We start from the raw sequence: 14,934 nt of genomic DNA on the forward strand, positions 1-14,934 counted from the left end.
ATCGTGTACGGCCATTTTCAGATGACATACTCACAGCGCAGAACACTGCATAGATCACCTTGCATACATTTGTCTCACCACCCCGGTTTGATAGAGTAGTTGACCATCACAGTACCAATGGACCAGAGCTGATTGCGCCGATGAGTCAACGAACTACCAATAGAATCGGGGCGTACCTCTACCAAATCCAGCACCTACCCCGGACCCTACTAATAGCGCTTGGATATCGTATTGGCCGCTTCCGATCCAGAGATATCAAAAAACCGTCTAACTGGGAGCAGCTCACCTTTTCTGAGAAGGTCTCCTGGCGCTGTCGTCACCCCAATCCACTCATCAATTACAGCAGCTGGGTAGATAAAGGCCGGGTTAAAGAGGTGGTTGCTCAACACTTCAAAACGGCAGAGAGCTATCAAATCGTCCATTCAATCGATGAGATCGATGCGAACAATCTACCCGCCACCTACGTGATGAAGGCGACTCACGGCTGGGATATGTCACTCCTGGTGAAGAGCGGAACCATTCAGGGGGGCAATCGTGATCTAACACACGCTGAAGTTGTGGCAGACACAGATCATCTTCGCAGTATCGCCGACGCCTGGTTTCAATCCAGACGCCAGATGAAGCGCCGTCTAAAAGAGAGGCAATACAGCTTCGTCAAACCGGGGATAATCTTCGAACAACACATCGAACCGATCGACTACGAACTACAGCTATTTCTATTCAACGGCTGTTATCGCTTTGCGATGGTATTTTTTCGGGATTTCCACCATGACGGGATAACCCACCTTCTTTATGACGAGCAGTGGCAAAAACTCGAACCGGGATCAGAGAAGGCTATTAAACGTTATGCGAAGCAGAGGAGCAATATACCGCCTCCACCCTCCTCCATACTCAAATCCCTTGTGCAGCTATGCCATTCAGTCGATCAGGTGCGAGCAGATTTCTATGTCTGTGGTGAGGATTACTATTTTAGCGAGTTCACCTTTACTCACAGCGGAGGCAGCCCCGGTTTCATCGGCAGGTATGATGCTGAACTAGGTCGCTTCTGGCTCCCGTGACAGGGATGCGCTTTGCTCAGGTCGCCAGATAAAGGGCATCAGAAGCAACTTATCGAGACGACCATCAATCGGTGCGCGGAAATACTCCAGACCTATCTCCATGACTTCGTGATCTGCATAGGTACGTGTCCTGGCTGTTCCAAACAGATAGTCATAGATTGGGAAAGCGGCACAGAAATTACTATCCGTATAACGACGTTCACTGCAATGGTGCAGACGATGGTAATCGGGAGTGATAATAAAATATCGCACGACCCGATCAACACTCTCCGACAGTCGAATATTGCTGTGTGCCACCACACTGATCGAAGTTTTAATCAGCTGATAGAGCACAACAATCTCCACCGAAAAGCCAACCCATAAAATCACTGGAATCGTAAATGGAGCGTTTACATAGAGCTCCAATGGATGATTTCGGTAAGTCGTGGTGAAATCGAGTTCGGTATCGCAGTGGTGTACCGCGTGAAGACGCCACAACCAGGGAATTACGTGCAGTGCCCGGTGGAACCAGTAGGCGATAAACTCAAAGATCAGAATCGCCAGAAGTAGCGTTGGCAACAAGCCCAGCTCAGAGTTACTCAGAAGACCAATCTGTGCCTCTTCACCCCACCAAGCAATCGCAATCGTAAACAGATTAACGCTTATCTGATTGATCACCGTCAGACCAATATTGTTGGCCCAGCGCTGATTGATATTTGGACTCTCCGCACGACGTGGTATGACCATCTCCAGAATTGCGGCAATGACCAACACAGTAACCATTCCCACAAACAGAACCGTTCCCTCATTCTCCTGCAGGAAAGTCACCATCAAGAAAGCCTCCACATTGGCCTGTGGGTTGGTTACAAAACTTAGTAACAGCTAGAGGGTTATTTGATTTTGTTGCGACGCATCATGCGAAAGATCATGACACCAGCCAGCAGAGAGAGGCTTGTAACGATAACGGCGGTATCAACAGGAGCGGTTGCCATAGGGGCGACCATGCCACCATGCAGACTAACGATTGAAAGTGCGTGTGCCGGAGCAGTCATCATAAGTGCTAGAAGAGGAAGTAGAAGTTTCATTATTATCAGCCCCATAATTGTGAAGTGGTTGTTCGATACCCGCGTTAGTTTAGAGACGATCACCACCATTGTCTATGGTGGCAACTTACTCTTCGTAATCATATAGTTACAACCAGCTCACCCCGCCAAACTCAGCATCAGATTAGTTGAACTAGAGTTATTGACTTCGATGTCTGCTTAGGCCGTTGCAAGTGATTACATACACCTTATATTTTGCAGTTACATATGGGGAGCTATGTCATTGAAAAAGACTGTTATTAGCCGTCATGAGCAGGCTATATACCGTTAGCTCTTAGTGCCATCTTGGCCCGAACAACAGATATCATTCCCATTTCAACAATGGGATTTTATTCGTTTGTTTCAACCTTCGCCCGACGTCCCGGCTTCATCCGTTCAACGCCTGACAAAACATCTTCCAGCTCCGCATCATCAAGCGAGATCAGGTTACGCAGCCCAGCTCGTATCACCTCAGATTTATTCGAATCCACCCCCATGCGCATGGCACGCTGACGAATCTGCTGGATCAGTGCGTAGTCGTGTTCAGGCATGGAAAAGAGGTCGCGTTTCACCCTCCCCTTAGCGGCCTCGGCAACCTTACGTTTTGGTGCTGCTCGTTTGGATGATGATCGCTTCGGTTTGGCCTTCGGTTTCACCTTGGGCCTCGGCGTAATCTCAACCTTCGCCTCAATCTCTACTTTCGGTTGCACAGACTCATCTGACTCAAGTTTCATTTCAGCCTCAACGAGTGGTTGATCAGGCGCCTCAGCCTCAACCGCCGGTGTCGGACTCTCCTCTTCCTTCTGCTCAACCAGCTCCGCGGGAAGACCCCAGAGATCCATCTGATTGTCACTCTTCGCCATCACTAAAACCCTCAATTATGATGACGCCAAATATACCATTCATTTCGTATATACCATCAAGCTATTGATGCCACGCTACTTATCGACTTAACTAGAGAGAAAAACGCAGACGATGATAGTGAATCCACGCTACCTATTTGAATATGACGAAGGCTACCAGCTCACAGGCTGGCTCTTCCTGCGCCTGCTGGCACTGATCTACGCGTCCGCTTTTGTCTCACTGACTGTTCAAATCGAAGGGCTAGTCGGTCCAAGCGGTATTCTTCCCATGGGTGAATTCCTAAACTTCCAGTTCATCCGACAGGGCGGGCTCGCCTGGTTATCAACACCCACCCTCTTCTGGCTCGACAGCTCCGATACCGCCCTCTTCGCGGCAACAATTGCAGGCTTCATTTTCTCGATGTTGCTGCTGTTCGGCCTCTATGAACGTCTCTCATTGATCCTGCTCTTTATCCTCTACCTCTCGCTCTACCATGCGGGTCAGGTGTTCATGAATTTTCAGTGGGATGTACTGCTACTGGAGACCGGCTTTCTAGCGATCTTTCTCACAAAGGGGGTCAATGGATTGAGCCTGCTGCTCTTTCATCTGCTGCTCTTTAGGCTGCGCTTCCTCTCAGGCCTCTCAAAGATCATTAGCGAAGACCCTACATGGGCCAATCTCACCACCCTGCAATACTATTTCGAAACCCAGCCACTCCCCCACTTCGGCTCCTGGTTTGCCCACCAGCTACCGCATTGGCTCCATGTCGGCGGCACCGCAGGGGTGCTGATCGCCGAATTGCTGATCCCCTTTTTCATCTTCTTGCCACGCCGCTTCCGCATCACCGCAGCGGTGGTCACTATCATCGTGCAGCTAATCATCATTGCCACCAGCAATCACAACTTCGTCAACCTGCTCACAATCCTGCTATGCCTCTTTCTGCTCGATGACCGAATTATCGAACGCATCATGCCCTCAAGGCTCAGAAACCACATCTTCAGACAGACAGAGGTCGCACGCCCAACCATACCGGGGCGTCTTATCCAGGGTGTTACGGGAGGAGCCATTATTGTTGTTAGTATTTCAATGGCACTAAAGCTCTTTGGCGGCGTGACACTCAACCCACAGCTACAACAGTTCTCACAACTCGGCAGTCGTTATGGCGTCGGCCACGTCTTTCACATCTTTCCCAACATGCAGACCGAACGCCACGAGTTACAAATCGAAGGGAGTTACGATGGTACAGATTGGCAACCTTACATCTTCAACTACAAACCACAGGTGCTTGATGAGAAACCGGCCATCCATATACCCCACGATCCACGTCTCGACTGGATGATCTGGTTCGTACCACCACAGAATCCGCAGATGACCGGTTGGTTCCATCGCTTTATGTGGCAGCTATCGAAAAACGAACCAAAAGTAACGGCACTACTGAGAGAGAATCCCTTTGAAGGGCGAGCAGCACCTCGCTACCTACGGGTACTGGTCTACCGTTACCACTTCACCGACTGGCAAACAAAGAACGTCACTGGTGAGTGGTGGCAGCGGAAGTATTTGGGTGAGTTTCCGAATGTAGTACCAAGATCGCCATAACGCAGGTCATGCTGCTGAGGTTAACAAAAGCCTCACCCCACCTTATGTAATACCGCCTCTTCGGGCGCATCAACAATCTGCTCAGAGGTCGCTTTGAAATAGTCGACCTGTTCGATAAAGGCCTCAACCACATCAGGATCAAAGTGTGATCCAGCCCCCTCGAGAATCATCGGATAGACCTCACTGTGGAGCATCGGCTCTTTATAGGGTCTGCGGCTAATCAGTGCATCATAGACATCTGCCAGCGCCATCATACGGGCAGAGAGGGGGATCATATCTCCCTTGAGGCCGCGCGGATAACCCAGGCCATTCCACTTTTCATGGTGACCGCCCGCGATCTCACGTGCCACATCAAGCATTTGAGTCTCAGGTAGTCGTTGCTGGGTTAACAGAATGGTATTTTCGCCAATGGTAGTGTGATGCTTCATCACCTCGAACTCATCTTTGGTCAATTTACCGGGTTTTAGCAGGATGCTATCGGAGATTGCGACCTTACCGAGGTCATGAAGAGGAGCCGAGTGGTAGATCAGTTCGATATTACGATCGGTAAGCCGCCCTCTATACTTTGCCCGTGTCGCCAGCGCCTCAGAGAGCAGACGCACATACTCTTTGGTTCGTTGAATATGCCCACCAGTCTCCGGATCACGGTTTTCGGCCACAATACCCATCGCTTCGATGGTTGCCTCTTTCGATACCTTCAACTGCGTCGTTCGCTGGTCAACCAACACCTCCAGGTGGTCACGATAGCGTTTCAATTCAATCTGATTGAATACGCGTGATTTCACCAGCTCTGGAATGACCGGTTTGGTCAGGTAGTCGACCGCGCCGAGGTGCAACCCCTTACTCTCATCGGATACCTCATCGAGAGAAGTGACAAAAATAATTGGAATTCCGGCGGTCTCTTTGTCGGCCTTGAGCGTGGCACAGACCTCATAACCATCCATGCCCGGCATCATGATATCGAGCAGAATCAGGTCTGGAGGAGAGCTCTTGCGTGCTAACTCCAGCGCCTTTTCACCGCTAGTCGCAGCGTTGATCGAGTAATCATCCTTAAGAATATTCATGAGAAAGTGAATATTCTCGGTTACGTCATCAACAATCAGAATCTTCGGTCGTAAATTCATTGCTCCATGCTCCATTTGGACATCTCATCCAACACCTATAATTTCCTTATATTACAGCTACATGCATACAACACAGTCGAAACAAAAGCCGCAATATGTAGCTCTAATTCTTATCTCGCGATTATAGCTCGCTATTCGAATTCTGCAGTCTAATTACAATCCTCAATTTAGTAAGCTCCAACAAGTATCACTCAGCCTAATAACGCTTCAAGCTCACTTATCACCTCTTTCGCGGCATCGATATCAAACAGATCAAGCTGTTCTGCAATCTGACCCACCTTCTCTGCGAACTCGCTTCCAGCCACACGACTCTGAACCGATTCGAGCTGCTTTTGTGCGGAAATAAGATCTTCATCAATGGCCTGTCGTAGGCTGTCCAGATCACTCATTAGCACCTTATGGTCAACAACAGCAGTAGGCACATCAGCTTCGTTCTGATCTTGCTTGTGCAAAGATTCAATCTCAGCAATGGTACTTTGCAGCGTCTTCTCAAGCTCATCGAGTTGATAAGTAGATGGCAGCTGATGATGCTTAAGCTGCTCATCGACCATAGCGGTCTTCTCAAACAGTAGATCTGCACTAAGATTTCCAGCCACTCCTTTAAGAGCGTGGCTCCGCTGCTCCGCCCCATCAAGATTATTGCCATCAATCAGTTCACGAATCTCTTTCACTGCATCTGCATAGCGCTCTGAAAAGGTTACAAGCAGTTTTTCGAAGGTCGTCTCACTGCCACCAATACGATCAACGCCTACCTCAGCATTGATGGTGGTCAGCGATGAGAGCGCACCTGGCACAACATTTCGTCTTATCTGCGCCTCTACAACCGGCGCAGTGTCAGTAACTTCCGATGTTGTTAACCACCGGGAGAGCGCCTTTGCCAGTAGCTGCGGATCGATCGGTTTACTAACGTAGTCGTTCATGCCGGCCGCCAGAGCCTGATCCCGGTCACCCGCCATCGCCTGTGCCGTCATGGCGATGATCGGCACGGTGGCAAAGCGGTCGCCTGCCGAGCTCGTGAGCTGTCGAATCTTACGGGTTGCCTCCATGCCGTCCAATTTCGGCATCTGGATATCCATCAGAATCGCATCGAACTCACCGGCGCTGAATATTGCCACACCCTCTTCACCATCGACGGCAACCGACACTTCAACACCCATCGTACCGAGCAGTTCAACAGCAAACTCACGATTGATCTCGTTATCCTCGACTAGCAGTACCTTCGCACCTTCCAGACTCGGCAACTCAGCATCCTTCGTCTCCTCACTATGAAACACCACCCCTTTACCAAGAGCCGACATAATCGCGTCGAGTCGTGCTCTGATCGGCCTGACTGAACTTTTTGAATAGCCTCGCCTGTTGCTCCGCACTCAGCCCAATGCCCGTATCGCGCACACAGAATTTCAGCATCACACTCTTTTCACTCTGCTCAACGGCCTGTACAGAGACTTCAATCTCCCCCTTCTCCGTGAACTTGACCGCATTGGTACAGAGATTGGTAAGGATCTGTCCCAGCCGCATACCGTCACCTATCAATGAATAGGGAACATCGGCACCACGACGGATCAGGAATTCCAGCCCCTTCGCCTCGGCGCGATAGCCAACCACATCGACCAGCTGCTCCAGCACCTTATCGAGGCCAAACTCGTTCTGTTCAATCTCCAGCTTGCCCGCTTCAATCTTGGAAAAATCGAGAATGTCGTTGATGATGCCAAGCAGTGATTGCGCCGCACTCTGTACCTTATTCAGATAGTTTTGTTGCACGCGCGTGAGTTCGGTCTTGTTTGCCAGGTAGGTCATGCCGAGAATGGCATTCATCGGGGTACGAATCTCGTGCGACATATTAGCCAGGAAGAGGCTCTTAGACTGAGTCGCCTCCTCCGCGACATTCTTCGCATGCTCAAGCTGGCGGGTACGTTTTTTCACCAGCTCTTCAAGATGGGCGCGATAATCCTTCAGCGCCTTCTCTGCCTGCTTGCTCTCAGTAACGTTGCGGGCAACCCCCTCGACCGCAACCACCTTGCCACTCTCGTCAACGACGGGTGACTCCTTCACCTCGAGCCACGTCCGGCTACCATTCTTGTGGTAGACCTCCATCTCATAGGGTGACTGCTCCTCACCACGAATCGCGCTATATGCGTAGTGCACCACCAGCTGGTTAACCGGGTTATCGGTCAGAAAATCACTGAAGTGGCGTTTGAAATCTCCGGCTCGATAACCCAGCACTATCACAACTGAGGGGCTGACATAGGTCATCACCCCATTGGTATCGTTTGAGTAGAAAAAGTAGTAGTTCTGTACCGACTCAACCAACGCCCGGTACTGCTGCTCGCTCTTACTCAACTGCGCGGTTTTACGATTGACGACACGATTGAGTAGCCAGTTCCAGATACTGAGTAGAACAATAATCAGCAGGACTGGAACGAGGATTTTCCACAGTAGTGAGTAATCGAACTCACGCTCATAGTTCACGGCGATCCAGCGGTTGTAGATCTCGACCCGTTTCTCTTCCGGAATCGCATCGAGTGCCTTCTGGATCAGTCCCGCAAGTATCTGCTGACCCTTACCAACACCCACCGCTAGCTCATAGTTATGCGGTGTCTTGCCCGACACCTTGAGCCCACCGATGCCCTCACGCCCCATGATATGGCTGATACCTGCGAGCGTACCGACGTAGGCATAGGCCTTATCACCCTGTACCGCAACTAATCCCTCGGCAACACTATTAACGAGTAAAAGTTCGATCTGCGGATGGTGTTTGACCATCATCTGATGCGTGGCGTAGTCGGTAACAACGGCCACCCTCTTCCCCTCCAGCGCCTTCAGGTCATCGACGCGCTGCACACGTTGATCGGTCACAATTACAATCGGGAAGCTGAGATAGGGACGTGTAAAACTCAGATACTCCTCATTCTGAGGCGTCGACATCACCGCCGAGAGCAGATCGAGTTCACCCTGTTTAGCGGCTTGTGTGGTCTGCTGCCAACTTCTGGGGGCAACGGGTTCGAGTGTTATACCCAGGTTCTCGGCAATCAACGCCATGTAGTCGGCGCTCATGCCATTGTAGACACCCGCCTCGTTGACATAGCCAATCGGCGGCCAGTCGACATCGTAGCCGATGCGAAGGTGGCGGTTATCTGCCAGCCACTGCTGCTCCTCACTGCTCAGTTGCAGGCGCTTTACCGTCTCGGCGAAAACGCGCCACTGATCATTGAGCTGCTGCAACTCCTCTCGTGTCACCGAGTCGAGCGCCTTCTGCATGATGTCACGCAGGATCGGCCAATCCTTGCGAACTCCGATATGGTGATCGACAAAGCCGTAATCACCGGCATCCTTGATCTCGCTACCCAGCTTCAGATTGGTGATGTGGTGGCTACCGATCAGGAACTGGCTGGAGGCGTAGGTATCGATCCACGCATCGTCCTGTCCGAACTGAACCGCCTTGAGCCCCTCAAGGGCACTTGAAACGATGTGTAGCTTGATCTGCGGATGGTGCTCGCGAATATAGTTGGTCAACGCCCAGTCGTCCGCACCCGCCAGGGTCTTACCGTAGAGCTGCTTCAGGCTGGTGATCTCATCATCCTCTTTCCGAACCACCGCCACACACGAGAGCGTGAAAAAGGGCTTGGTAAAGTGCATGATCTCGGCACGCTCGTTGCTGTAGTGAAGCGGATGGATAAGATCGATCTCGCCCCGTTTGAACCGCTCCATTAAAGCGGCCCAGGAGTCGGTCACAAACTCAAGCTCAACACCGACCTTGTCCGCAAGCATATGCAGATAGTCGATTGAGAAACCGGTCGGTCTGCCAGCAACGTTGTAATCGTAGGGGGGCCAGTCAAGTTCGTTGGAGACACGTATCACAGGATGGGCCTTGAGCCACGCGATCTCCTCGGCACTCAGATCAATTCTCTGAGTCAATTTTGCTGCGGCCTGTGGCAACCATCGTTCTCGCAGGTGTTGTCTCTCCTGATAGGCAACACTATCCATCGCCTTCTGTAGGATCGTGCGCAGTGTCGGCCAATCCTTACGCACACCGAGGTTTAAGACATTATCGAAGCGTGGGTCGGAGATACTGCCTGAGAGGCGAATATTGAAGATGCTCTGCTCCAGCATCAGATGGTTCATCACCGCCGGCTCACCGATGGCGGCATCGGCCTCACCCAGCATAACCGCCTGCAGTGCCAACAGATTATCCTTCACCAGATGCATCTTGATATTGGGATAGTAGCGCTCGATCAGCTCCTGTTCGAAGAAGCCACTCGGCAACGCAACCGTATTCCCCTCCAGCGCTTCGAGCGAGGTGATCAGCGGTTCATCCTGTCGTACATAGATTCCGGTCAGCGAGCGCAGATAGCTATCGGTAAAGTTGATGTAGTCGCGCCGATCCTCGGTATCGACGATATTGAGCATCACATCGAGCTCATTGCGTTTCATCATGCTAAGAAAATCATCCCAGCTCGGTCCCGATAGATACTCCACCTCGATACCGAGCTTGCTGGCCAGCAGGTTCATGTAGTCGATCGAGTAGCCCTTCGGCCTCCCCTTCTCGATAAAGTTAAAGGGTGCCCAGTTCTGTTCGTTATGTACGCGAATCACTGGATGCGTCTCGAGCCAGGCACGCTCCTCCTCAGTCAATGCAACACGTGATTCCGTCAGCTCGGCCTCGGTACGAGCGATCTCGGGGCGAGTCCAGTTGCCAAAGATTGCCAGCACCTCCTCATCGCTGAGCGAATCGAGTGCCTTACCGAGAATGGTGGCAAGTTCAGGCCAATCCTTGCGCACGCCAAATCGCTGCTCAGACTGGCCCTTCGAGTAGAGGGTGGCGAAGCCAAGATTGGGCAATCCCGCCTGGGTAATCAGGTGGTGTGCCATACCGATAGCACCGATGGTTGCATCCGCCTTACCGGCCGAGACGGCCTCCAGCCCCTCGTTGAGATTCATTACATAGAGCGGTTCAATACCCTCGATCTCCTCGAGCAGTACATCACTCATTGAGTAGCCCTTTACCAGCGCCATCCGCCTACCGGATAGATCCTCCGGGCGGGTTATCACCCCCAGATCCTCCTTGCGGGTCACGATATATTGGGCCAGGGAAACATATGGACGTGTGAACGCAAACAGCTCCTCACGCTCCTTGCGTTTGACCAGCGTGGCGATTACATCAACATCGCGCTTCTCGGCTGCCATATAGAGTTTTTTCCACGTTCCCTCCTCATAGGGCTCGAAATAAAAACCGGCCCGCTGTGCAAGCTCACGTGCGAAGTCGACCGCAATTCCAACAAACTCCCCCTTCTCATTGCGAAAGCTGTAGGGCGGATAGTTTTCGTCAAAGGCGATGCTCACAACCGGGTGTTTATCGATCCACCCCTTCTCACGCGCAGAGAGCGCAAGCTGGGAAGCGCGTTGTCTCGGCGGCTCCGGAAGCTTCAACCACTTTGCATCGAGACGACGCAACTCTGCCACCGAGAGAGAGTCGAGCGCCTTATCCAGAATTGAGGCAAGCATCGGCCAGTCATTTCGCACCGCAAGGCGGTAGCGCTGATCGCGCCCCCCCAGCGCGTCACTCTTGGCGGTGATCACCAGGTTATTGAGATAGAGTTCATTGATCAGGTGAGTCGCCGTTGGCAGCTCTGTAAGGGTAGCGTCTGTCTTGCCGGCAGCGACCGAGTTGAACGCATCGGAGTAGCTATCGAAATAGACCAGCTGTTGATCGTCAACGACTCCCTTCAGGGCGACGATCAGCGAATCATCTTTTACTACCGCCACACGAAGATCTTTCAGTTCCCGCAACTCATCGATATGAGTCAACTCACTGCGCGTAACGATGACATTGACGACACCTTTATAAGGCCGGGTGAACTTCAGATAGCGCTTACGCTCGCTGGGATAGTCGAAGACCGAATGGAGCAGATCGATCTCTCCCCGTTTCGCCATCCCCAGCATATTGCTCCAACTATCTTTCACAAACTCCAATTCGACGCCGATCCGATCGGCCAGAATCTCCACCAGCTCCACAGAATAGCCGGCAGGCTTGCCTGCAATACGGTAGTCGAACGGTGCATAATCGGCCTCGCTGGAAACACGGATAACCGGATGGTGATCGAGCCAGGCACGCTCCGCATAGGTAAGCCCCAACTCTGCCTCTTTCAGTTCACCTACCCACGATTTATGGATCACGCGTAGCTCATCACGGTCGATATCTGCAAGCGCACGATTGAGTATCCCCGCCAGAAGCGGCAGATCCTTGCGCACTCCAATGGCATTAATCGAGGAGCTCTCGGAGATCTTCCCCTGCGCCTTAACATTGATAATCAGCTCACTCTCGATCACATACATCGCCGCCGCACGATTACCGACATAGGCATCCACCGCACCTTTGGAGAGTGCATCGAGTGCATCGCTGGTCGTATCAAACTCTCTGACCTTGATCTTCGGGTATTTAGACTCCAGCAGATGAACGATAAAAAAGCCCCGCTCAACAGCAACGGTCTGTCCAGCAAGATCATCGAGCGAACCTTTGTATGACGCATCGTTGCGAGTGAAAATGAGGTGAGGAATCTCAATATAGGGTGTAGTGAAGTTGAAGAACTGCTCGCGCTCAGCGAGTGGCGTTACTCCCATCAAGGCATCAAGTCGGTGTTCCTTAGCTAAGCGATAATTCTCCTCCCAGGAGCCGGGCACAATCTCGAGTCGATGCCCCAGACGGATATTGATAGCGCGGATGAACTCAGTGCCGATGCCGAGTGGCCGGCCGCTCTTGTCGACATAGTCCATCGGCGGCCAGGCGTTCATGGTGCCGATACGGATGCGGGGATGCGCCTCGAGCCAGCGCTGCTCTTCGGCGGTCAATTCAAAGGGTTGATCAGGAGCCGCAGTCACTGATAACGGCAACAGCACGCTAAGTAGCACAATCAGTGCAATAAAACTCCCTAGCCAATTATTGTTTTTATCCATTAAACAGACTGCCCCTATCCTTAAAGCGCCCTCTGGTTCTTATTCTAGGCACCCAGCCCCATCGGCAATACCGACCTCCCCTCTCTGAAAGGATGGACTCAAACTATATCAAGCTAAGAATAGGCCGTTTTTTTGACGATTGCCTGAAAAGACGTTGATTACGGACAGTTATAAATCTGACAAACAGGTGATAGGCACGAATCGGTAGCTGGGCACAACCTCTGCGCCCTCCATTGAAATAGCGAGTGATTAGTACAGTTTTGAAGCAATAAAGAGCCGGACGGCCTGCTCTGTGGTATCACTCATCAACTCCGATGCCTGCGCCATCGCCTCCTCAAGCGATATCGGCCCAGCACAGAGCGAGAAGCAGGCATCAATGCCAACATCAGCGAGCTGCTGGTAGCCATCACCCAACGAACCGGCTATTGCCACACACGGTACACCTGCCGCTTTGGCACGTTTCGCCACCTCAGCAGGTGCCTTGCCATGTGCCGTCTGGCCATCGATCCGACCCTCGGCGGTGATCACCAGATCAGCACCCTCGAGCGCGGTATCGAGTCCGACCACCTCGGCCATCAGCTCCGCCCCCGGTAGCAGGCGAGCCCCGAAAAGCGCATGGAGCCCTCCCCCCATACCGCCCGCCGCACCGGCACCCGGCATCTCACACACATCGACACCGGTCACCTCCTTCAAGACTTCGGCAAAGTGGGCCATGCCTGCATCCAACACCTGCACGGTCGCCGCATCGGCCCCCTTCTGTGGCCCATAGAGCGCCGCCGCCCCTTCGGGTCCAATAAAGGGATTATCGACATCACAGACAATATCGAGCGATAGATCGGTCATACGCGGATCGAGTCCGGATAGATCGATCGACGCGACCTGCGTCAACGAACCACCACACCCCTTCAGCAGCTGACCAGCACCATCAAGAAAACGTACACCCAGCGCAATAGCGAGACCAGTCGCCGCGTCGTTGGTCGCACTCCCCCCGATACCGAGCACAATCCGCTCTGCACCCGCATCAAGCGCCGCCACCATCAACTGACCGACACCCACAGTAGAAGCGTTAACCGGATCGAGTCGAGCAGGATCGAGCAGCGCCAGCCCCGAGGCGTCGGCCATCTCGATCACCGCCGTGGCGTTCTCACTGTCCAAAAGAAAAGGGGCAGTCACCGAATCACCCAGCGGCCCCTCAACGACGATCTCACACAGTTCAAAACCATCAAGCGCCATGAATGCATCACGCATCCCATCACCACCATCGGCCATCGGCAGTTCAATACAGACAGCATCGGGCACAACACGCCGCACACCGACCGCCATCGCAGAAGCACAATCACTGCTCGACAGACTCCCCTTGAGGGCGTTGGGGGCAAGGACAACCTTCACATCAGCACCAGAACATAAGAAGAAAGGCCCATTCTGTAAGCAATCGAGAGGTAGGACAAGCATCAAGGAGCCGTACAACAGCTATCGGGAATACTTGATTTCAGGGATTAGCTGTAGGACGCTTCATTTATATCAATCAGCCAGGAGGCATCTCGATCATGGAACAAGATCCACCGCTGCGCTCACAAACAGATTTCACGAATAAACACCATTCCCAGGCCATGGGTAGAGACCATGCCGCCAATGGCATAGAAACACCCCATATCAAGCAAACAATCCGGGCAGCTCCGTTAGCAACACCTTTTAGGCTCCGTTTTACGAAGTTAAATCATTGTTTTAAAACAAGCTGGATTTTTATACACCCTAAATGCTCCGTTAGTAACGGGACATTTAGGGTGTCTAATAATAGTTAGATATAAAAATAACATAATCAATAATGAGTATTTCAATACATGGACGAGTCAAAGAGCACAAATAGTATTGATAGAAAGAAATGGTGGCACTGGCTAGAGTTTGGCATATTCACCCCATTCTTTCGCTCTCACGGTTCTCGCACTTTAAGTAAAAGAGAGGCTGTTGGCCTAGTGGTTATATCTCTCACAACAGCCGCATTGATAGTATCAGCCTTTATTTGGTGGCTATAAGTGAGTTCAATAATATCTAACAAGGCCGTTCAACCCGGACATACCTCCGCGGCGTTCAATTTGTGCTTAAATAGCACAAATTGCTCACCACTACGGCATGCCTGTTAACGGCAACGTTAGAGCTCATAAAGGGATATTGTGGCAAGTCTAAAAACAGTTGAATCATTTACTGAGGCTCCCCCGGTTTAACGGATGAATTAATTAAGAGGCACACTTTGCCTCGTATTCTGCAGGACTTACATACCCCAAGTACGAGTGACGCCTGCGT

General features: G+C 51.9%; 9 protein-coding genes. 2 read left to right on the forward strand and 7 right to left on the reverse strand.

All coding sequences use genetic code 11. The annotated features are described in order from the left end of the window. The first annotated feature begins 140 nt into the window (after positions 1–140). Complete coding sequence (locus tag BOW52_RS07520) at positions 141–1,058, forward strand: ATP-grasp fold amidoligase family protein (RefSeq protein WP_078483478.1); 918 nt, start codon at positions 141–143, stop codon at positions 1,056–1,058. Here the strand turns inward: BOW52_RS07520 and BOW52_RS07525 are convergent. The 3 genes from BOW52_RS07525 to BOW52_RS07535 form a co-directional block, all read right to left on the reverse strand. Further along, on the reverse strand, positions 1,035–1,868 hold the full coding sequence (locus BOW52_RS07525) for a sterol desaturase family protein (protein ID WP_135622134.1): 834 nt from the start codon (positions 1,866–1,868) through the stop codon (positions 1,035–1,037). The two genes, BOW52_RS07520 and BOW52_RS07525, sit on opposite strands and share 24 nt — an antisense overlap. A 59-nt stretch (positions 1,869–1,927) precedes the next feature. After that, entirely contained in the window at positions 1,928–2,122 is a 195-nt protein-coding gene (locus BOW52_RS07530; protein ID WP_135622135.1) for a hypothetical protein, read from the reverse strand. A gap of 347 nt (positions 2,123–2,469) precedes the next feature. Further along, positions 2,470–2,982, reverse strand: a complete 513-nt coding sequence (locus tag BOW52_RS07535; RefSeq protein WP_078483481.1) for a hypothetical protein — start codon at positions 2,980–2,982, stop codon at positions 2,470–2,472. A gap of 112 nt (positions 2,983–3,094) precedes the next feature. On the opposite strand from BOW52_RS07535, the gene BOW52_RS07540 reads away from it, so the two are divergent. After that, a complete protein-coding gene (locus BOW52_RS07540) occupies positions 3,095–4,558 on the forward strand; it encodes a lipase maturation factor family protein (RefSeq protein WP_078483482.1) in 1,464 nt (487 codons plus the stop codon). Positions 4,559–4,590: 32 nt separating this feature from the next. Here BOW52_RS07540 and BOW52_RS07545 read toward each other — a convergent pair whose 3' ends face one another. The 4 genes from BOW52_RS07545 to BOW52_RS07560 form a co-directional block, all read right to left on the reverse strand. Further along, the gene (locus BOW52_RS07545; RefSeq protein ID WP_078483487.1) at positions 4,591–5,682 is read right to left on the reverse strand and encodes an HD domain-containing phosphohydrolase; all 1,092 of its coding nucleotides are present in this window, start codon (positions 5,680–5,682) and stop codon (positions 4,591–4,593) included. Positions 5,683–5,873: 191 nt separating this feature from the next. Then, on the reverse strand, positions 5,874–6,980 hold the full coding sequence (locus BOW52_RS07550) for a response regulator (protein WP_078483483.1): 1,107 nt from the start codon (positions 6,978–6,980) through the stop codon (positions 5,874–5,876). Next, positions 6,964–12,633, reverse strand: coding sequence for a transporter substrate-binding domain-containing protein (locus tag BOW52_RS07555; protein ID WP_078483484.1), 5,670 nt, complete (start codon positions 12,631–12,633; stop codon positions 6,964–6,966). Before BOW52_RS07555 ends, BOW52_RS07550 begins: the two co-directional genes overlap by 17 nt. A gap of 249 nt (positions 12,634–12,882) precedes the next feature. Continuing rightward, positions 12,883–14,022, reverse strand: coding sequence for a glycerate kinase (locus BOW52_RS07560; protein WP_078483485.1), 1,140 nt, complete (start codon positions 14,020–14,022; stop codon positions 12,883–12,885). Positions 14,023–14,934: the final 912 nt, after the last annotated feature.

The organism is Solemya pervernicosa gill symbiont (assembly GCF_002020875.1).
Lineage (GTDB): Bacteria > Pseudomonadota > Gammaproteobacteria.

Coding starts and splice junctions, on each gene's coding strand:
- BOW52_RS07550 (WP_078483483.1), bottom strand. CDS start 6,980: ATGTCGGCTCTTGGTAAAGGGGTGGTGTTTCATAGTGAGGAGACGAAG.
- BOW52_RS07555 (WP_078483484.1), bottom strand. CDS start 12,633: ATGGATAAAAACAATAATTGGCTAGGGAGTTTTATTGCACTGATTGTG.
- BOW52_RS07545 (WP_078483487.1), bottom strand. CDS start 5,682: ATGAATTTACGACCGAAGATTCTGATTGTTGATGACGTAACCGAGAAT.
- BOW52_RS07525 (WP_135622134.1), bottom strand. CDS start 1,868: ATGGTGACTTTCCTGCAGGAGAATGAGGGAACGGTTCTGTTTGTGGGA.
- BOW52_RS07540 (WP_078483482.1), top strand. CDS start 3,095: ATGATAGTGAATCCACGCTACCTATTTGAATATGACGAAGGCTACCAG.
- BOW52_RS07530 (WP_135622135.1), bottom strand. CDS start 2,122: ATGAAACTTCTACTTCCTCTTCTAGCACTTATGATGACTGCTCCGGCA.
- BOW52_RS07520 (WP_078483478.1), top strand. CDS start 141: ATGAGTCAACGAACTACCAATAGAATCGGGGCGTACCTCTACCAAATC.
- BOW52_RS07535 (WP_078483481.1), bottom strand. CDS start 2,982: ATGGCGAAGAGTGACAATCAGATGGATCTCTGGGGTCTTCCCGCGGAG.